Consider the following 18,592-nt stretch of genomic DNA (forward strand, 5'->3'; position numbering starts at 1 on the left):
CCCCGAACTCTAGGAGGCGGAGGTGAACTGGTCGTAGATGACCGTGCCCCCGCGCACCGTCCGCAGGCACTTCGGCAGCGGCGCGCCCGGGTCGAGGCGCGGCAGCGGCGGCACCCCGGAGCGCGGATCGGTGGACCAGCGCTGCACGCGGGTGTCGGCCGTGGCGACGACGAGATCAGTCGCGTCCCAGATCGCGTAGTGCGCGGGCGCGCCGGGCACGAGGCTGCCGGTCACGCCGTCGTTGACGCCGGCGGCGCGGTGGCCCGCACGGGTGTGGGCGGTGAACGCGGCGCGCGCGGAGAGGCGGGCGGCCGGGGTGTGGTGGTGCACGGCCGCGCGGACGGCGGCCCACGGGTCGAGGGCCGTCACCGGGGAGTCGGAGCCGAAGGCGAGCACTAATCCCTCGGCGGCGAGCGTGGCGAACGGGTTGAGCCCGGCGGCGCGGTCGGCCCCGAGCCGCTCGGCGTACATGCCGGCCGCTCCGCCCCAGGCGTCGTCGAACAGCGGCTGCGCCGAGGCGACCACACCCCAGCCGGCGAGGGCGCGGGCCTGGTCGGCGGTGACCATCTCCAGGTGCTCGAGCCGGTGGTGGCGCGCGGCGAGCGCCCGCTGCCCCACCTCCTTCTCGGCCAGCCGGAAGCCTTCCACGACCTCGGTGACGGCCGCGTCGCCGATCACGTGGAACCCGGCCTGCAACCCGGCCTCGGTGCACGCGGCGAGGTGCTCGGCGATGCCGGCGGCGTCGGTGTAGAGGGCGCCGGAGGTGCCCGGCTCGTCGGCGTAGGGGCTGCTCAGCGCGGCGGTGCGGGAGCCGAGCGCGCCGTCGACGAACAGGTCGCCCGCCACGCCGTGCGCGCCGAGGGCGCGGGCGGTGTCGAGGCCGCCGAGCTCGCCCCAGTAGCCGACGACCTCGGGCAGGCCCGGTTCGGCGGCGAGAGTGAGCAGGCCCGTGAAGTCGTCCTGGCCGGTGATGTCCGGGCCGCCGCATTCGTGGACGCCGACGATCCCGCGCGCGGCGGCCTCGGCGAGGAACGCGCGCTGCGCGGCGGTGCGCTGCTGCGGCGTGACGGCGGCGCGCGCGGCCGCGCGGACCTTGTGGTGGGCGTCGCGGGTGAGCGGTCCGTCGGCGGAGAAGCCTTCGCCGACGCGGGCCTCGGGCGCGAGGTCGATCAAGGCGGTGGACACGAGCGCCGAGTGCACGTCGACGCGGCTGAGGTAGACCGGTGTCGTGCCGGCGGCGGCGTCGAGCTCGGCGCGGCTGGGCAGGCGCGGGTCGGTCCAGGCCGACTCGTCCCATCCGTGCGCGAGCAGCACCTGCCCCGGTGCGGCGGCGACGGCGGCGCGGACGGCCGCCAGCAGCGCGCCGGCACCGCGCACGCGGGTGAGGTCGAGGCCGGTCAGGTGCAGGCCGGTGGCGGTGGCGTGCACGTGGGCGTCGACGAACGCGGGGGCGACGAACGCGCCGTCGAGGTCGACCACCGTGGCGTCCGGGTGCAGCGCGCGGGCGGGGGCGTCCTGGCCGACCCAGACCACGGTGCCGCCGGAGACGGCCAGCGCCGTCGCGTCGGGGGATGACGGGGTGTAGACCCTGCCGCCGAGCAGGAGTGTCGTGCTGTCGTTCGTCACGGTGTCGAGTCTCCCCCGCGGCCCGCGCGCCGACCGCCCGGGGCAGCCTTCCTCACTCCGCGTGACCACAGATTCACTCCTGTGAGCCAGGTCACCTGAACGGGTCAGGCCGCTCGGCACGTGCTTGGTCGGTGAGGGAGCGCCGCCGCCAGGTGGCCGCCGAAGGGGACGTGCGGTGCGGGTGACCGGCCGGGCGGGAGACAGAGGACTTCGATGCACCAGATCGTCGCGAGCCCGGTGACCGGGCTCATCCAGGCCGAAGACATCACCGACCTCGTCGCTGTGACCGAAGGCGAGGTGCTGCTGCCGGGCGAGCGCGGGTACGCCGCCGAGTGCGCCGCCTTCAACTTCAACAACCCGCTCGAACCCGCGCTTGTCGTCGCCGCGGCGTCCGCCGCCGACGTGCAGAACGCTGTCCGGTTCGCGCGCCGCCGTTCACTGCCCGTAGCGATCAAGGCCACGGCTCACCAGGTCGCGGCTCCGGCGCACGGCGCGGTGCTGATCACCACCAGCCGCATGACCGGCGTGACCGTCGACCCGCGGCGGCGCACCGCCCGCGTGGCGGCCGGTGCCCGCTGGCAGCAGGTCCTCGACGCGGCGGCCGAGCACGGGCTCGCGCCGCTCGCCGGGTCGGCGCCGGGCGTCGGCGTGGTCGGTTACACGCTCGGCGGCGGCCTCAGCCCCGTGATCGGGCGGACCCACGGCTACGCCGCCGACCACGTGCGACTCATCGAGGTCGTGACCGCCGACGGCACGCACCGGACGGTGACGGCCGAGACCGAGCGCGACCTGTTCTGGGCGCTGCGCGGCGGCAAGGGCAACTTCGGCGTGGTTACGGCGCTCGAGTTCGATCTGTTCCCCGTCACACGTTTCTACGGCGGCGGCCTCTACTACGCGGGCGAGGACCTGGCTGCGGTGCTGCACGCGTGGCGCCTGTGGGTGCCACTGCTGCCGGAGGAGGCCACGACGTCGGTGATGGTGCAGCGGCTGCCGCCGGCGCCCGAGCTGCCCGACGTGCTGCGCGGCGCGTTCGTGGTGCACCTGCGCTTCGCCCACCTCGGCTCGCCCGGCGACGCCGAACGGCTCCTCGCGCCGCTGCGCGACGTCGCCCCGGTACTGCTGGACCTGGTGGAGGACCGGCCGTTCAGCGCGATCGGCGAGATCCACCTCGACCCGGCCGGCCCTCTCCCGTACTACGACCGCGCCACCAGCCTGCGCGAGGTCACCGCCGAGACGATCGACGCGCTGGTCGAGCTCACCGGCCCGGACTCGGACTGCCCGCTGCTGGGTGTGGAGCTGCGCGCGCTCGGGGGCGCGCTCGACCGCGAGCCCACGGCGCCGAATGCGGTGCCCGCGCGCGGGGTGCCGTTCCTGGTGTTCGCGCTCGGTGTCGGCGGCGCCGAGCGCGGCGAGGAGCTGCGCGCGGCCCTCGACAACGTTGTCGACGCGCTGGAGCCGTGGTCGGCCGAGCGGCAGTCTCCGAACTTCCACTCGGCCGACGAGAGCTCGTCGGCCGGCGCCATGCGAGCGATCTACGGTCCGGAGCGCTATGACCGGCTCGCCGCGGTGAAGCAGGTCTACGACCCCTGCAACCTCTTCCGCGTGAACCACAACATCCGTCCGGCCGCGTGAGAAAGCGTGCCGCAGCGGCCTCGACCGCTGCGGCACGCGCAGTCATCGTGCAAGAAGATTTACGTCGTGAGAACGTTATGGCAGGATATTTTAACGCAATACCGACGACTTGAAGCACGAATGACTGGAGTACAGATGACTGCGATCCAGGAACCTGTGCCGCCTCCCGCCGCCCACGACCAGCCGTACGAGTACACCCGCACCGAGGTGGTGGAACCGGACTGGCGCCGCTTTCCCGGCTGGCACGACGTGACCGACGCCGAGTGGCGCGACGCGCAATGGCAGCGGGTGCACTGCGTCCGCAACGTCAAGCAGCTGCGCGCGCTGATGGGTGATCTGCTGGATGAGCGGTTCTACGAGGACCTGCTCGCGGACCAGCGTGATATGGCCACGATGTCGATGCTGCTGCCCCCGCAGATGCTCAACACGATGGCCCCCTCCGCCGGCAGCGACCCGGCGAAGGTCACCGAGGCGTTCTACGCCGACCCGATCCGCCGCTACATGCTGCCCGTGCGCAGCGACCGCGACCTCGTGTGGCCCAGCCACCCGCACTCTGAGCGCGACTCGCTACACGAGGCCGAGATGTGGGTCGTCGAGGGCCTCACGCACCGGTACCCGACGAAGGTGCTGGCGGAGATGATCTCGACGTGCCCCCAGTACTGCGGGCACTGCACGCGCATGGACCTGGTCGGGAACTCGACCGAGCAGGTCGAGAAGCACAAGCTCGCGCTCAAGCCGGTCGATCGCCAGGACGCGATGATCGGCTACCTCAAACGCACCCCGGGCGTGCGCGACGTCGTGGTGTCCGGCGGCGACGTGGCCAACGTGCCGTGGCCGCAGCTCGAGGCGTTCCTCATGCGCCTGATGGACATCGAGACCGTCCGCGACATCCGCCTCGCCACCAAGGCGCTGGCCGCGCTGCCGCAGCACTGGCTCCAGCCGAAGGTGATCGAGGGGCTCGAACGCGTCGCCGTCACCGCCCAGCGACGCGGGATCAACCTCGCCATCCACACGCACGTGAACCACGCGCAGTCCGTCACGCCCCTGGTCGCCGAAGCCGCGCGCACCGCGCTCGAGGTGGGCGTGCGCGACGTGCGCAACCAGGGCGTGCTGATGCGCGGCGTCAACGCCACCCCAGGCGCACTCCTGGACCTGTGCTTCGCTCTGCAGGGCGAAGCGAACATCCTTCCGTACTACTTCTACATGTGCGACATGATCCCCAACGCGGAGCACTGGCGCGTGGCCGTGTGGGAAGCCCAGGACCTCCAGCACGCCATCATGGGCTACCTCCCGGGCTACGCCACCCCCCGCATCGTCTGCGACGTCCCCTACGTCGGCAAGCGCTGGGTCCACCAGCTCGCCGACTACGACCGCGACCGCGGCATCTCCTACTGGACGAAGAACTACCGCACCGGGATCGAGCACGCGGACCCGGAGGCGTTGCAGCGGAAGTATCCGTACTACGACCCGATCTCGACGCTGCCGGAGAGCGGGCGGAAGTGGTGGGCCGAGCAGAACGGCTGAGGCGCTCGAGGCGGTGGTGGGCGTCGCGCCGGGTTCGGCGCGACGCCCACCACCGAACCGGACTCAGCTGCCCCGAGGCCACGACGACCACGCCGACGTCGAACTGGACCGTGCCGACGTCGGTCAACGCGGTCGCGCCATTGCCGACCGCCCAGAGCTGGCGCGCGGTCGGGTCGTAGTAGACGCCGTGGGCGCCGGGAGGCCGACTGGGCGTAGGTCATGAGCGGTTGCCCTGCGAAGCGGTGAATTTGTTGGCCGCGCCGACGTTCGTGGCCCAGTAGGAGCCGGTGCCCTGGTGGGTAGGGCACGACCGCGGCCAGGCCGTAGGAGTCGGTGGTGAGCAGGTACTGCCGGCTGTCGAGGTGCCGCAGCTGGGCCTCGTCGGGCAGGCCCCACGCGGTGGTCAGGTCCCCGAAGCGAGTCTTCCCCGCCCCGACCGAGGCATCGGTCGCGCCGAGGATGCCGATCTGGTCCAAGCCCTGCTCGGTGATCACGGTCGGGGTGCCCGAGCCCACGGGTGCGGCCTCCGCCGTCGTTGTGGTGACCGGGGCCGCGGTCGAGGGAACACCCTCCCCCGCCACCATCAACGTATAACGCACCCTGGGGCTTGTGGCAAGACCCGGGTGATGCCGCACAATCACCACCCTGAAGCCGCGACCTGCGAAAACGCGAGGGCGGCGAGAGCGGTGAAGGGGATCTGTGTCAGCTGAGGGGTACGAACGGGAATTGCGGTCCGAGCGCGCCTACGTCGCCGGGCTCTACACGCGGCTCGACGGGGAACGCGCGCGGGTGAAGGGCGAGTACGAGGCGGCGCTGGGGGAAAACGGCGGGACGCCCATGGAGCGCGACGTGCGCGTGCGCGCGTTGGGCAGGGAGGCGCGGCGGCTGGACGTGGTGGACAACGGCCTGTGCTTCGGCCGCCTGGACACCCTCGACGGCGACGTGTCCTACGTCGGCCGCATCGGGTTGTTCGACGAGGAGGACGAGTACCGGCCCGTGCTGCTGGACTGGCGGGCGCCCGCGGCGCGCCCGTTCTACACCGCGACCGGGGCGAACCCGGAGAATGTGCGCCGGCGCCGCCAGTTCCACACGCGCGGGCGGCGGGTCACCGAGTTCACCGACGAGGTGCTCGGCCGGCCCACCACCGGCGAGCACAGTGACGCCGACGCGGCTCTGCTGGCGGCCGTGAACGCGCCGCGCGGTGAGGGCATGCGCGACATCGTGGCGACGATCCAGGCCGAACAGGACGAGATCATCCGGCTCGACCACCCCGGCGTGCTGGTGATCGAAGGCGGCCCGGGTACCGGGAAGACGGTGGTGGCGCTGCACCGCGTCGCCTACCTGCTCTACACGCAGCGGGAGCGGATGGAGCGCCACGGCGCGCTGGTCGTCGGGCCGAACCCGGCGTTTTTGAACCACATCGGGCGCGTGCTGCCGTCGCTGGGCGAGACGGACGTGGTGTTCACGACCACCGGCGGTCTCGTGCCCGGCTTGCACGTAACCGCCGAGGACGCACCGGAGGCGGCGCGGCTCAAGGGCGAGCTGAAGATCCTCGACGTCCTCGCGGCCGCGATCGCCGACCGACAGCGGACACCGGAAGCGCCGGTGCCGATCACGGTCGGCGACGTCACCGTGCGGATCGACGCGGAGACCGTGCAGTGGGCCATCGAGGAGGCGCGCGCGAGCGGGCTGCCGCACAACGAGGCGCGCGACGTGTTCACCGAGATCGTCACCTACGTGCTCACCGAGCGCGCGATCAACCGCATCGGCCGCGGCTGGCTGGGCCGCGACGACCGCGAGGAACGCGACGACCTCAAGCGCACCCTCCTCAAGGACCTCGCCGGCAACCCGCGGTTCGTCTCCGCCGTCGACGAGCTGTGGCCCATCCTCACGCCGCAGGGCCTGCTCGCGTCGCTCTACGAGTCTCCCGAACGGCTGCGCGCGGCCGGCGCCGACGCGGTGCTGCTGCGCGAAGACGGCGAAGCGTGGACGGTGTCGGACGTGCCGCTGCTCGACGAGCTCGTCGACCTGCTGGGCCGCGACAAGGCCGCCGACGCCCGGGCGGAACGGGCCGCCCAGCGGGACCGCAAGACCCAGGCCGCCTACGCCGCCAACGTGCTCGACTCGCTCATCGAACGCGAGGACCTCAACGATGACGTCGGCCTGCTCGCCAAAGACCTCCTCTACGCCGAGGATCTCGCCGAACGGTTCGTGGAACACGACACCCGCGACCTCGTGGAACGCGCCACCTCCGACCGCGACTGGACCTACCGGCACGTGGTGGTCGACGAGGCCCAGGAACTGTCCGAAATGGACTGGCGTGTCCTGATGCGCCGCTGCCCGGGCCGCTCCTTCACCGTCGTCGGCGACCTCGCGCAACGCCGGTCCGCAGCCGGGGCGACGTCGTGGGCCTCGGTGCTGGACCGCTACGTGAGCGACCGCTGGGTGTACCGCGCCCTCACGGTCAACTACCGCACGCCGGCGGAGATCATGAGCGTCGCGGCGGCGGTGCTCGCCGGGTTCGCCCCGGGGATGCGGCCGCCGGAGTCGGTCCGCGCCAACGGGGTCCAGCCGTGGTCGCGGCACGTCACCGACGCCGGCCTGCCCGCCGCGGTCGAAGAGTTCGTGCGCGCGGAAGCCGGCCGCGAAGGCACCAGCGTCGTCATCGGTCCCGCGGACGTGCCCGGCGCTGTGCCGGCCGCCGAGACGAAGGGGCTGGAGTTCGACTCCGTCCTGGTCGTCGACCCGGACCGCATCCTCGCCGACGGCCCCCGCGGCGCTGCCGAGCTGTACGTGGCGCTCACCCGCGCGACCCAGCGCCTCGGCGTCCTGCACCGCGGCCCGCTGCCGGCGGCGCTGACGGGGCTCACCGAAACGGCGGCGCCGGCCAGAGCCGGGCGTTAGTGGTAACGCGGATCGCCGCAGAACCACTGCCGAAGGGCTGGTGGGCCACACCAGGTGATGGTGTGGCCCACCGGCCCTTTCGTTCGCCCTCGCCGACTTCGTGCTCGCCTTGGGCGGGGCACCGCTGGTTCGGCGCCCCGCCGCGGTGGTCGCCGACATCGCCTCACGCGGCGGGTGAAGCGATCTCACCCAGGCTCTGGCGGTACTCGAACGCCTCGGGTTCGTCCCGGTAGTCGAGGAGGTTCCCGGCGAGATCATGCAGGAGCGCCTTGACCTCCGCCGGGGTGCACCGGAAGTACTCCCTCCTCCGGTTGACCCGGTTCAGTCGCCGGTCCTCGAGTTTTGCGTGCAGTTGCTGCTCGATCCTCACCGCGTCGTGCGAGAAGAACAGCGCATGCACGTCGAACCGGAACGGCACCGACGCGTCGCCGAGTTCCCGCACCCGGTCCATCGGCTCCAGTCGGCGGGTCATCCCGATCTTGACGACATCAGGTCCGAACGAGCCGATGTTGCTGATCACGTAGACGTACCCCGCGCGGATGTTGGCCTGCCGTTCTTCGATTCCACTCAGCGCGGCCTCGATTTCGGCAAGCTTGCGCTCGAGATCGGCCACGCCCTGCAGGTCTCCCCTTGCTCGCAGGGCCGCGATGGCGTTGCGATAGTGCCCCTGCTCCTTGAGCAGCCGTTCCTGCTCGCGACGGTATTCCTGCAACGCTTTCTGCTCTTCCCGCAGGGCCGCACGACGCTCGCGTTCCTCTTCCTTCTCCTGCTGCTTCTTCGCCAAGTAGTCGGCGGTGAGCTCGAGTTCCCGGATCTTCATCGCGTGGTAGACGGGGTTGACCCGGATCGACGCCATCGCCCCGAGCTTCTCGATCGTCCGGACAGCGGTCTCCAACCGCTTGACCGCGGACGTGAGGTTGCCGGCTTTGAGCACGCGCACGCAGTTCTCGGCTTCCGCGTTGTACGCGCGGAGCATGAGCTTCGACAGATCTCCGACGAACTTGCGCCCCTGGGACAGGGAGTTGTTGTAGTGGAAGCTGTTCGATGCCTCGACGGCGGACTTCGTCCGGGATGGCGGCTTTCAGCCGTTCGAGCTCGGCTTTGTAGGCCTCGGCGTCGGAGAGCACGTGCCTGCATCAGGCGGGCGTCGTCGGTCTCGACCACCTCCGCCCGAAGGGTCGTGAGCTGCGCCTGCAGCTGGGCGAACTCGGCGTTCATGTCCGAAGTTCGCTGCTGGTAACGGGCCTGGTCCGCGTGAAACCGCTGCGTCAGAGCGGCGATTTCCTGCTGGATGGCGACCGGCCCGAGCGCACCCAGCCGCTGGAGCTCGCCACGCAGATACAGGATCTCGCGTTGCGCCGCTTCGAGTTCTTCCTGCCGCTTCCGCCCACCGAACACCGACGCCTCCCCGGAGATCACCCTGCGACAGGCGGAGTCGTGCACGGACTCCGGTTCGTTACGGCTTCGGTCGAGCCTTCCCGACCGTCACCTGGCCGGTGTGCGACAAGCACGGCACGTGGCAGCGACAACGCGGACACCCGAGTGGCGTGCGCACGGCCGTCATCGATCCGTCAGCAGCACCCCGACCGCCAGCTCGAACACCTCCCTCAGCCGCCCGAACAGCGGCGGCCCGGTCCTCGGGGTGGTCTGCGCCGTGGTGCAGACCGCGACGCCTCCGCGGCCGTCCGGGGTGGCGTCGGTGAGCTGGGTGTAGCCGAGGGTGTTGCCGGTGTGGCCGTAGACGCGGCCGTAGCGGAAGAGGGCCAGGCCGGTCGCGTTCGTGCCCGGGCCGGGTGGTTCGGACCCGCCCGGCCGGAACCGGAACTGTGCGTCGCGGGTTTGTCGTTGATCAAGGTGCGACCGACGTAGCCACGGATGAAGCGCACCAGGTCGGCCGGTACAGCAAATCGGGATCGGTGGCGTACGACAGCAGTCCCCGCGGCGGTGTCGGATCCTGCAGGTTCACGACCAGCGCGTCGCGGGACCCGGTGGTGCCGCTGAACTCGGGGATGCCGCTCGTGTGCCCGAGCAGCTCGCGCAACGTGACGGCCGGCCGCTGCTGACGAGGGCGAGCGCCGTCGCGCCGCCCAACGCCTTGGCCACGCTCGCCATCCGCATGCGGTCGTCGGCGCGCAGGGAGCGGCGGGCACCGAGCCGGGGAACTCCCGCCGTGTAGAGGCGAGTACCCGATCCGCGGCCGATCGCGACGACGACTGCCGGCGGCCCGTGCGCGCTTTCGTCCAGCCGCCGGGTCGCGGCGCGCAGTGAGTCTTCCACGCGGGGGCGCCCAGTGGCCGTGGCGGGAGCGGCCGTCCACACGAGACGGCCCGGGGCGGCGAGGGTGGCTTGGGCGCGAATCGCGCGCCGCGACATCACCATCGCACCACGGTAGCCGCAGGAAATGCGCAGCCCTGACGTTTCTCCGTCACCCGGCAATCGGCACGACGGGGAAACGTTGCCCCTTCCGCCGGTGCGCATTCCGCGCGTTCACGCCCCGGCGGTGAATCACGGGCCGGGCCGGCGGTGCGCTTCCCCGCGCATCGGCGGCCCGGACACCGCTCACGCCATCTCGGGCACGTTCAGGTGCGCGATGGCGAGGTCGAACTCGCGGACGTCGAGCCGTTCGGCGCCCGCTTCCCGCAGGGTGGCCGCGCGCAACGAGTCGGCTTTCTCGGCGGTGCGGCCCAGCGCCTCGGCGCTGTCGTAGCCGATCGAGGCCACGCACCGGCCGCTCGTGCGGTCGACCAGCAGGCTCGCGCTGCAGAACCCGTCGAACTCGGCGAGCGCCGGCAGCGTGGTCATCTTGAAAACGTCGACGACGGCGTCCACCTGCTCGGGCGCCACCTTCAGCCACGTTCCCCGCACCGCCGCGCCGGCACCGGAATGGTGATCACGGTGCAGCAGCGCGATCTCCCACTCCTCCACCTGCGGCGGTCCGCCGAACATCTCCGCGACCTGCTGCCGCAGCACGGTCATGGCCTGCGCGCTCTCGCGCATGAACTCGGCCGAGCGCCACGCCGTGGTCACGATCGCGCGGCTGTCCTCCCGGCCGACGAGCATCGACAGTCCCACGTTCCCCTCGGTGGCCAGCGCCGCGGGCATGACGACGTCGCGCACGTGCGCGACCGCGTCGTCCAGCGACGCCGGCTTCAGCTGGATCGTCGTAGTGCGAGCGAACACGATCCACCTCCCGCCGGTCGAGGCGGCGCCCGGTGACGCCACCGGTCCCCTCACCCTCCCCCCTGGGCGCGGCGGGTCACAACGGGGCGAATTTCACGGCGCGATCGGTTCAGAACGCAGCGGTGCTGTTTGGTGTGCCGAGACCGGTCGGCCGTCGTAGCCCGCGCCGGCGGTGCACAGGTATGAACCACCACAGGAGCCGTTGCTGCCGGGGGTCACGTCGAACAGGCCATCGGGGTGCGCGTACGGCCGTGGCGGAGTTCCCGGCCAGCGCGACGACCGGCGACGACAGGCTCGTGCCGCCGACCTGCACCCAGCCGTCAGCGCCTTGCGCGAGCCCGGGCGTCAGCAACAGGTCGCACAACGCCAGGCCACCACAGCTTCCCCGGACGACGCGGTGATGGCGATTGATGCCGGGGTGGTCGAGGTGGGTGTCGGCGGCGGTGATCGTGGGGTCCTCGTCGCCGTAGCTGCGGAGCTCGCCACGACTCCCGGGGTCGCAGCGGCTGTTTCGACGGCCGTCATCAGCGGTCGTGTCCGGCGAAGCGGCCTCCACTGACAGGATGCGGCAGTCGGGGCAGGTCGCGGACACGGCGTCGAGGTCGAGGCGGATCTCCTCCGCCCAGCCGGAGTCCGGCGCCGGCGGCGGGCTCGCCGCGCCGTGCCGGTCGACCTTGTGCGCGTGGCGCGGTAGGCCGCGAGGTCGCTTTCGGCGTTGGCGCGTCCATGGCGTCGACGATCGCCACGGTGCGGCCGTTCGCGTGCCGGCCGCTGATTCAGCGGCACCCAACGGCGGAGGGCGCTCGCCACGGCCGCGCTCCTGGCCGGGGCCGGGCTGGTCGCCGCTCCCCTGGCCTCGGCCGCCGGCGACTACACCCAGGTCGCGGTGGCGGCCGGGGCACAGCAGGTGCAGCTCACCTTCACCCCGCCAGCTCGGCGCGCTACGTCGACGTGCACTACACGGGCGTGCCCGGCGTCGGGCAGCAGAACGTGCGCATGACCGAGGCGGCGGCAGCTGGCGCACCACGGTCGGCGAGCTCGACAGCGGAAGCGTGCTCGACTACTGGTTCACCTACGAGAAGAAGGGGCCACAGTTCGACACCCCGCACTTCACGTACACCCGGGGCGGTGGCACGCAGGCGGGCTGCCCGACGTGCCGGACCAGGCGTCGTGGAACGCGCCCTCGGGCGTCGCCGGATACGCGGCCTACAAGGTCGGGGCGAACGTGACCTCGCACGAGGCGTGGGGCCTGGGGGCAGCTAGTGCTTCTTCGACACCAACCCCGCCGTGTCGAGCTACCACGCGTTCGAGGTGCCGAACACGCCCGGCGTGCGGCTGCACAGCCTGCTCACGGTGTCGCTGAACACGCGCGGCAGCATCACGCACGTCGTCAACGACGCCGGCGCGGCGACGCCGTCGGGCACGGTGCCGGTGAACGTGGTCAGCTACCCGTAGCGGCGCGCGGCGAGTACGAGGGCTCTTCGCCGGCGTCGCTCCGGCGAAGAGCCCTTTTGGTGTGTCGAAGTGCCCTTCGGCCGTTCGTGTAACGGGTGACGAGAGGGAAGGATCGAGCCATGAAGCAGTACCTGCTCAGTGTCTACCAGCCCGACGGACCCACGCCGTCGGCCGCACAGCTCGACACGATCGTGGACCGGCTGGACACGCTCAACGGCGAAATGAAGGCCGCCGGCGCGTGGGTGTTCTCCGGCGGCCTGCACGCGCCCGGTTCGGCGACGGTCGTGCGGGCCGTGGACGGTGACCTGCTCATGACCGACGGCCCGTTCACCGAGGGCAAGGAGCACCTGGGCGGGTTCACGATCGTGCGGGCACCGGACCTCGACGCCGCGCTGCGCTGGGCCGGGCGGATCGCCGAGATCACCACGCTGCCGGTGGAGGTCCGGCCGTTCCAGGGTGAGGCCTGAGCATGTCCACTGCGGACGCCGATGCGCTGGACCGGGTGTTCCGCGCGGAGTACGGGCGGACCGTGGCGGTGCTCGTGAAGGTGTTCGGGGACGTCGACATCGCCGAGGAAGCGGTGCAGGAAGCCTTCGCGGTGGCGGCGAGCCGCTGGCCGGCCGACGGACTGCCGCCGAGCCCCGCGGGCTGGCTCGTGACCACGGCTCGTCGCCGCGCCCTGGATCGCCTGCGCCGCGAGGCCTCGCGCGCCGACCGGCACGCGCAGGCCGCTCTCCTGCACGCCGGCACGGAACCGGTCGAGGAGGGCGCGGTGCGTGACGAACGGCTCCGCCTCATCTTCACCTGCTGCCACCCGGCACTCGCCCAGCACGCCCGGGTCGCGCTCACCCTGCGGCTGCTCGGCGGCCTGACGACCGGCGAGATCGCCCGCGCGTTCCTCGTGCCCGAGCCCACGATGGCGCAGCGCATCTCCCGCGCCAAGGCCAAGATCCGCGACGCCGGCGTCCCCTACCGCGTCCCCGCCGACGCCGACCTGCCCCACCGCCTCGGCGCCGTGCTGGCCGTGGTGTACCTGATCTTCACCGAGGGCCACACGGCGACGTCCGGTGCCTCGCTGGGCCGCCCCGGCCTGGCGGCGGAGGCGATCCGGCTCGGGCGGGTGCTGGCTTCGCTGATGCCGGACGAACCTGAGGTGCTGGGGCTGTTGGCGCTGATGCTGCTGGTCGAGTCACGCCGTCCCGCTCGCACGGGCCCCGGCGGCGCGGTCGTGCTGCTGCCCGACCAGGACCGGGGTTGTTGGGATCGTGCCCTGGTCTCCGAGGGGCAGGACCTCGTGCGCCGCTGCTTGCGCCGCGACCGGCCTGGGCCGTACCAGCTGCAGGCCGCGATCAACGCCGTCCACAGTGACGCGGCCACCGCCGGCGACACGGATTGGCGGCAGATCGTTCAGCTGTACGACCACTTGCTGCTTTTGACGCCGACACCGGTGGTGGCGCTGCACCGCGCAGTCGCCGTGGCGGAGGTCGACGGTGCGGAGGCGGCGTTGGCCCTGGTGGACGCGCTGGATCTGGACGGCTACCACCTGCTGCACGCCGTACGTGCCGACCTGCTGGCACGCGCGGGCCGGCACGGCAAGGCAGCGGTCGCGTACGGCCGAGCGGTGGAGCTCGCGGAGAACGCTGCCGAACGGGCCCTGCTCGAACGCAAGCGTGCCGCCCTCGCCGACCACTAGGCGGACTACGGCGATCGCCGGCGAGGACGAGTGACCGGCTCCGGGCCGCCGCTCCCCAGGGCGGCCGGCCCGGCGCGCCGAGCGCTACGCGTGGCGACCGCGTGCAGGACGGCTCGAGGCCAGGCCGCCGCCGTCATCGGGACCACGAGCGGTCAGGCGGCCCGGCAGTGTCATCGGGTACAGGTCGGCCGCGGTGACCGTGAGGTCCCACGCCGGCACAGCGAGCTGGTGGGTCCAGGCGGCCTCGACGATGGTGCGGATGGCCTCGGGTGCGGTGGTCGTCAAAGCCAGGGCGAGGGCCGCATGCGCGGCCGGTGTGAGGCCGGGGCCGGCGAGCTACCGTTCGGCTTCGCGGCGCAGGCGGGTTGTCGCGGCCGGGACGGAGAGTCGTGGGCGGGACTGTCGGCGTAGACGTTCGCGGGCGAGGTCGCGCACGAAGGCCTGGCGGTCAGCGCCGGCGAGACTTGTTCGACGAGCTCGGCGCGGGCATCGGGGGTGCAGGAGATGCCGAGGTCGCGCATCCCGTCGGCGGGGTGGACGAGGTTGAGCAGCCCGCAGCGGCCCAGTTCGGAGGGCAGGCGGCCCGGTTCGCGGGCGGCGGGGTCGCCGGGGCCGACGAGCTCCGTGAGGCAGACCGGCACCGGCAGCTTCGCGAGCGGGCCCTGGTTCCCGGCGGGGACGACGACCAGTTGCAGCGAGTGGGCGCAGTGGTCGGCGACGCGGCGCAGCTGCGGGGTGGCCGTGTTCCACCGGAAGTACCACAGCGCCCGCAGGGTCACCGGGGTGAGCCGCACGCGGCGGGCGCCGACCACGCGGAAGCCGTTCTCCGCTGGCCGGTCCATTGTGGACAGGATGCGGCAGGCGGCGATCGCGTCGGGTTTGCGCAGCAGCCCGTGGGTGCTCGCGAAGCGCCCGATGTCGCCGGTGAAGGCGCGCAGGTGCCCGCGCGACTACCGAAAGTAGGAGTCGGCCGCATACCGGGCGTGTTGTCCGCGTCATGGGTCAAGGCGTCGTGCGGCCGCTGTCCGTCCATCTCGTGCCCGTTCACGGCATCCGCTCCCGTCCGGGCGGTGACCAATGTCCCAGTGCGGGACCGGGGAAAACCCCAAAGCCGGGCGCGCTCGCTAGACTCGGGCGGCGATGCGACGATTCCGGTGGTGGTGGGGAGCACTGGTCCTCGCCTGCGTGGCTGTGCTCGCGGGCTTCTTCGCGTTCTCCGGCCCCGGGCTCAAACCCGGCCTGCCGCTGCCGCGCAAAGGGCCGCCCGGCACGGGCCCGCTGACGGTGGTCGCGATCGGCGACAGCACCGTGTCCGGCGAAGGCGCCGGCGCTTACACCCCCGACACCGACGGCCGCAACGGCGACTGGTGCCACCGCTCGGCCAACGCGTTCGTGCAGAAGGTCCGGATTCCGGACGTCCCGGCGCGGGTGAACCTGGCGTGTTCGGGTGCGCCGGCGGAGCAGGTGTCGCTGGGTGGTGTGAAGCAGTGGGGTGAGCAGTCGCAGGCGCAGCAGCTGGCCGCGGTGGTGAAGAACCACCGGGTGGCCGCCGTGGTGATCGCGGTCGGCGCCAACGACGACCCGAAGTTCTCCGCACAGGTGACCGAGTGCTTCAAGGCGTGGTTCTCCGCGGGCGCGCCGTCGTGCAACGTGGCGCTGCGGCAGACGTGGAAGTCCAAAGTGGACGCGATGGTGCCGAAGGTGGTCAACGCCGTCGGCGACGTGAAGAAGGTGCTGGCGCAGGCGGGTTACGTCCCGGCCGATTACCAGCTCGTGCTGCAGTCCTACGCCACGCCCGTCGCCACGGATGTTCCGCCCGGGTTGCAGAACCTCGACGGCTGCCCGTTTCGTACCGACGACCTGCAGTGGATCTCGACCACGGGCATCACCACGCTTTCGGCGGGCCTGAAGCAGGCCGCCGTGCAGTCCGGCGCGCGGTTCCTGGACCTGGCGCGCGCGGGTGAGCACCACGAGGCGTGCAGCGGCGGGGCGAACCCGGCTTCGGAGTGGTTCACCCGCCTGACGCTGCACCTCAACGACCTGGGTCAGGCGGACCGGGCGCAGCACGCGCTGCAGGAGTCGTTCCACCCCAACGCCGCGGGCCACGCCGCGATCGCCGACTGCCTGTCGGAGTTCCTCGCCGGACGCGACGGTAACGCCGCGTGCCTGTCCGGGCCCGATGGCAAGCTCCACGCCGTGCCCGAGGTCGAGGGCCGCTGAGCGGCAGCGGCCCTAGAGGTCGAGCGCGGCCCGCAGCGCGACGTCGATCTGTTCCTGCACTTCCTGGTCGATCTCGGCGATGCGCTCGTCGAACCACGGCCGGTACAGCCGGGTCAGGTTGAGCGTGGACACCCAGTACCGCGCGTCGATCGCGACGCCCAGGATGTCCTGCGGGTCGCGGTCGAGCAGTTCGGTGCCGAGCAGCCAGGGCCGCTCGGACTCGTTCACCCCGTCCGAGGACAGGAGCACCACGGTGCGTTCCCTGGCCGGTTCGGTCGGAGGGTGGTACGTCCAGACCTCACCCCTGCGCACGCATGTCCTTTTCCGCCGCCGTCCGTTCCACCTCGTCCGCCTCGGCCGCCGGCGCGGTCGGCGCCTGCTGCGGGGTGTAGCCCGTGCGCACCGCCTCCCGCCGGGCCGCCTTGGACAACCAGGACGAAACCGAGATCCCGTGCGCTTTCGCAGCTCGTTCGGCGAACTCGAGCGCACCGCTGTCGAGAGAGAGGGTGACCTTACGTGTTGCCATACCTTTTATCGTACCAGTGGCCGGGCCCGGAGGCGCCACAGTGACGTCACCTCCCCGGCACGGGCGGCGTGGAGGGAGTCCTCGGTGGCAGCCGCCTTCGGGTGCCGCGGTGTCGTGTCGATGCGGCCGGCCACACGCAGGCCCGCGGCGCCGAAGAGGTCCAGGAGTTCGGCGCGGTTTCGGAGTCCGAGGCGCTCGGCCAGGGCCGAAGAAACGAGCCAGCCTTCCCCGCCGGGTTCGAGGTGGGCGGTCAGGCCGGCGAAAAACCCCCGCAGCATGCGGCTGTCGGGATCGTAGACGCCTTGCGCCAGGTCGGACACCGGATGCGCGGGCAGCCGCGGTGGGTTGCAGACCACGAGATCGGCTCGTCCGTCGGGGTACAGGCAGGGTTCGGGCACGTCGATCCGGGCGGTGAGGCCCAGCCGGGTGCCCGTGCCGAGGTCGAACGCGGTGCGCGTCAGGGCGGGCAGGGGCGCCCGGGCCACGAGGTCGACGTACTCGCTCCGGGTCGGCGAGAACACCCCATAGTGGGGATGGACGCGGGCGCCGAGAGCCGGGACGAGGACACCGCGCTCGCGCCACTGGTGCGCACCCAGCACGCCGAGCAGCTCACGCAGGGCGAGCACGCCAGCGCCGCTCGCAGACCCGTACGCCTGGTGGCACGGCCTGCCGCACGTCCTGCGCGCGCCGCAGGTCGAGGCGGTACTCGGCGTCCACGGCGACGAGCACCTGCCACAGAACCCGGGCACGGGTCCGGCTCGCCCGGCGGTGGGCGCGGAAGGCCTCGGCCGGGTCGTCGACGGGGTGTGGGGCTCGCCGGTCCAGCCGACGGCCCATGGCCGCCAGCAGGCGGCGGGCTTGGGGGAGGGTGCCGCGCCACAGCAGGGCCGTGCCGGAGCGGGCGAGCCGGCAGGCGGTGGCGGCGGTGCAGTCGTCGTCGACGGCAGCGTGGCACGACGGGGTCGGGAACGGAGGCATCTCGGGCTCCTCGTGATCGGGCGTGCGGGTACACGGCGAGCACTTCGAGACACGAGCGCGGAACCCTTGGACCACCGGGGGTTCCAGAAGCGGAGAAAGGTCCGGCTATCGCTTCGGCGCCGAAGTGCGCGAGGAGCGGTCGCCGAGCACCATGCCGAGTGTCACGAGAACCCTTTCCGAGAGCCGATTCGCGGGGCCGCAGCATGGCACGCGTGCACGAGTGACCGCCACCGGATTTCCGGCCGTCCGGAACAGCGGCGGTGAACCACCGCAACGTGACGCACGCACGAATCCTCAGCCCGCGGCCGAGGCCACCCACGGCGGTGGTTCAGGGCGGGCTGTTCCTGGCCTCCGAAGATGATCTTCGGCTCGCCCGCAGAGGGCTTTCGCGGTCGCAGGGAGTTCAAGAGCACGCCCGCGGATCCGGTCCCGGTGCCTCGACTTCGATCCGGTGAAGCTGACGCAGCGGACGGGCCAGTGCGCGAGCCGGCAGGTGGATGACGGCATCCTGCTCATGGCCTGGATCAACGTCAGCTCCGGCGAGAAGCGGCAGTGGCGGTGCAGTTCGCTCAGCACATGCTCGTGGGCCCGCGTCCGGGCGAGTAGCAGCACGACCCTTACGCGGATCCCGAAAGGTTCATGCGGTGCGCCGACCGCACGGTGGGCCACGGATTTCCGCGGCCCGCGCCAGGGCCCGGCAACAAGCAGGACATCCTGCAGTTCCGAGATACGGAGCAGCGCGCCACGGTGGTCTACCACGAGACCGCCGCCGACATCGCCACGATCTACCCGAGCGGGCCCAGGACGACCGGCCGACTGAGTCTCCTGGGCTCCGGGTGCCGCGATGCATCCCG

Annotated in this window: 17 protein-coding genes and 1 pseudogene; 7 read left to right on the forward strand and 11 right to left on the reverse strand. The window is 72.1% G+C overall.

Features of this window, described 5'->3' with window-relative positions; genetic code table 11:
- Positions 1-9: 9 nt before the first annotated feature.
- A complete protein-coding gene (locus AB0F91_RS26265) occupies positions 10-1,626 on the reverse strand; it encodes an amidohydrolase (protein WP_360601456.1) in 1,617 nt (538 codons plus the stop codon).
- A gap of 213 nt (positions 1,627-1,839) precedes the next feature.
- Between AB0F91_RS26265 and AB0F91_RS26270 the strand changes: the two genes are divergently transcribed.
- The 3 genes from AB0F91_RS26270 to helR all read left to right on the forward strand — a co-directional run bounded on the left by AB0F91_RS26270 (position 1,840) and on the right by helR (position 7,686).
- Positions 1,840-3,258 carry an FAD-binding oxidoreductase gene (locus tag AB0F91_RS26270; RefSeq protein ID WP_360601458.1) on the forward strand — a complete coding sequence of 473 codons (1,419 nt, stop codon included), beginning with the start codon at positions 1,840-1,842 and terminating at the stop codon, positions 3,256-3,258.
- Between the two features lie 135 nt (positions 3,259-3,393).
- Positions 3,394-4,782, forward strand: a complete 1,389-nt coding sequence (locus AB0F91_RS26275) for a lysine 2,3-aminomutase (RefSeq protein WP_360601460.1) — start codon at positions 3,394-3,396, stop codon at positions 4,780-4,782.
- 699 nt (positions 4,783-5,481) lie between these two features.
- Positions 5,482-7,686 (forward strand): RNA polymerase recycling motor ATPase HelR, encoded by a 2,205-nt coding sequence (gene helR, locus AB0F91_RS26280; protein WP_360601462.1) that lies wholly within the window; start codon positions 5,482-5,484, stop codon positions 7,684-7,686.
- A gap of 163 nt (positions 7,687-7,849) precedes the next feature.
- Here helR and AB0F91_RS26285 read toward each other — a convergent pair whose 3' ends face one another.
- From AB0F91_RS26285 to AB0F91_RS26300, 4 genes are all read right to left on the reverse strand, one after another.
- Positions 7,850-8,662, reverse strand: a complete 813-nt coding sequence (locus AB0F91_RS26285; RefSeq protein ID WP_360601464.1) for a DUF4041 domain-containing protein — start codon at positions 8,660-8,662, stop codon at positions 7,850-7,852.
- 986 nt (positions 8,663-9,648) lie between these two features.
- Positions 9,649-10,065, reverse strand: coding sequence for a serine hydrolase (locus AB0F91_RS26290; RefSeq protein ID WP_360601466.1), 417 nt, complete (start codon positions 10,063-10,065; stop codon positions 9,649-9,651).
- 180 nt (positions 10,066-10,245) lie between these two features.
- Positions 10,246-10,866 carry a hypothetical protein gene (locus tag AB0F91_RS26295; RefSeq protein WP_360601468.1) on the reverse strand — a complete coding sequence of 207 codons (621 nt, stop codon included), beginning with the start codon at positions 10,864-10,866 and terminating at the stop codon, positions 10,246-10,248.
- A gap of 109 nt (positions 10,867-10,975) precedes the next feature.
- A complete protein-coding gene (locus AB0F91_RS26300; protein ID WP_360601470.1) occupies positions 10,976-11,656 on the reverse strand; it encodes a hypothetical protein in 681 nt (226 codons plus the stop codon).
- A 354-nt stretch (positions 11,657-12,010) separates the two neighbouring features.
- Here AB0F91_RS26300 and AB0F91_RS26305 point away from each other — a divergent pair.
- From AB0F91_RS26305 to AB0F91_RS26315, 3 genes and pseudogenes are all read left to right on the forward strand, one after another.
- Positions 12,011-12,321: pseudogene (locus tag AB0F91_RS26305) on the forward strand (hypothetical protein); the annotation flags it as partial.
- A gap of 119 nt (positions 12,322-12,440) precedes the next feature.
- On the forward strand, positions 12,441-12,788 hold the full coding sequence (locus AB0F91_RS26310; protein ID WP_360601472.1) for a YciI family protein: 348 nt from the start codon (positions 12,441-12,443) through the stop codon (positions 12,786-12,788).
- Positions 12,789-12,790: 2 nt separating this feature from the next.
- The gene (locus tag AB0F91_RS26315) at positions 12,791-14,014 is read left to right on the forward strand and encodes a sigma-70 family RNA polymerase sigma factor (RefSeq protein ID WP_360601474.1); all 1,224 of its coding nucleotides are present in this window, start codon (positions 12,791-12,793) and stop codon (positions 14,012-14,014) included.
- 84 nt (positions 14,015-14,098) lie between these two features.
- On the opposite strand, the gene AB0F91_RS26320 is transcribed toward AB0F91_RS26315, so the two are convergent.
- The gene (locus AB0F91_RS26320) at positions 14,099-14,299 is read right to left on the reverse strand and encodes a hypothetical protein (RefSeq protein ID WP_360601476.1); all 201 of its coding nucleotides are present in this window, start codon (positions 14,297-14,299) and stop codon (positions 14,099-14,101) included.
- Entirely contained in the window at positions 14,296-14,856 is a 561-nt protein-coding gene (locus AB0F91_RS26325) for a hypothetical protein (protein WP_360601478.1), read from the reverse strand. The genes AB0F91_RS26320 and AB0F91_RS26325 overlap by 4 nt, the downstream gene beginning before the upstream one ends.
- Before the next feature lie 298 nt (positions 14,857-15,154).
- Between AB0F91_RS26325 and AB0F91_RS26330 the strand changes: the two genes are divergently transcribed.
- Positions 15,155-16,234, forward strand: coding sequence for a GDSL-type esterase/lipase family protein (locus AB0F91_RS26330; protein ID WP_360601480.1), 1,080 nt, complete (start codon positions 15,155-15,157; stop codon positions 16,232-16,234).
- 12 nt (positions 16,235-16,246) lie between these two features.
- Here the strand turns inward: AB0F91_RS26330 and AB0F91_RS26335 are convergent, their stop codons facing one another.
- From AB0F91_RS26335 to AB0F91_RS26350, 4 genes are read right to left on the reverse strand one after another with little or no spacing between them, the layout of a single operon-like run.
- Positions 16,247-16,546 (reverse strand): hypothetical protein, encoded by a 300-nt coding sequence (locus tag AB0F91_RS26335; RefSeq protein ID WP_360601482.1) that lies wholly within the window; start codon positions 16,544-16,546, stop codon positions 16,247-16,249.
- Positions 16,533-16,760, reverse strand: coding sequence for a hypothetical protein (locus tag AB0F91_RS26340; protein ID WP_360601484.1), 228 nt, complete (start codon positions 16,758-16,760; stop codon positions 16,533-16,535). Before AB0F91_RS26340 ends, AB0F91_RS26335 begins: the two co-directional genes overlap by 14 nt.
- A gap of 5 nt (positions 16,761-16,765) precedes the next feature.
- On the reverse strand, positions 16,766-17,386 hold the full coding sequence (locus AB0F91_RS26345; protein WP_360601486.1) for a hypothetical protein: 621 nt from the start codon (positions 17,384-17,386) through the stop codon (positions 16,766-16,768).
- Positions 17,370-17,738: a hypothetical protein gene (locus tag AB0F91_RS26350; protein WP_360601488.1), complete on the reverse strand. Its 369-nt coding sequence runs from the start codon at positions 17,736-17,738 to the stop codon at positions 17,370-17,372. The genes AB0F91_RS26345 and AB0F91_RS26350 overlap by 17 nt, the downstream gene beginning before the upstream one ends.
- Positions 17,739-18,592: the final 854 nt, after the last annotated feature.

Origin of the sequence: Amycolatopsis sp. NPDC023774, from assembly GCF_040639695.1 — a bacterium.
GTDB lineage: Bacteria > Actinomycetota > Actinomycetes > Mycobacteriales > Pseudonocardiaceae > Amycolatopsis.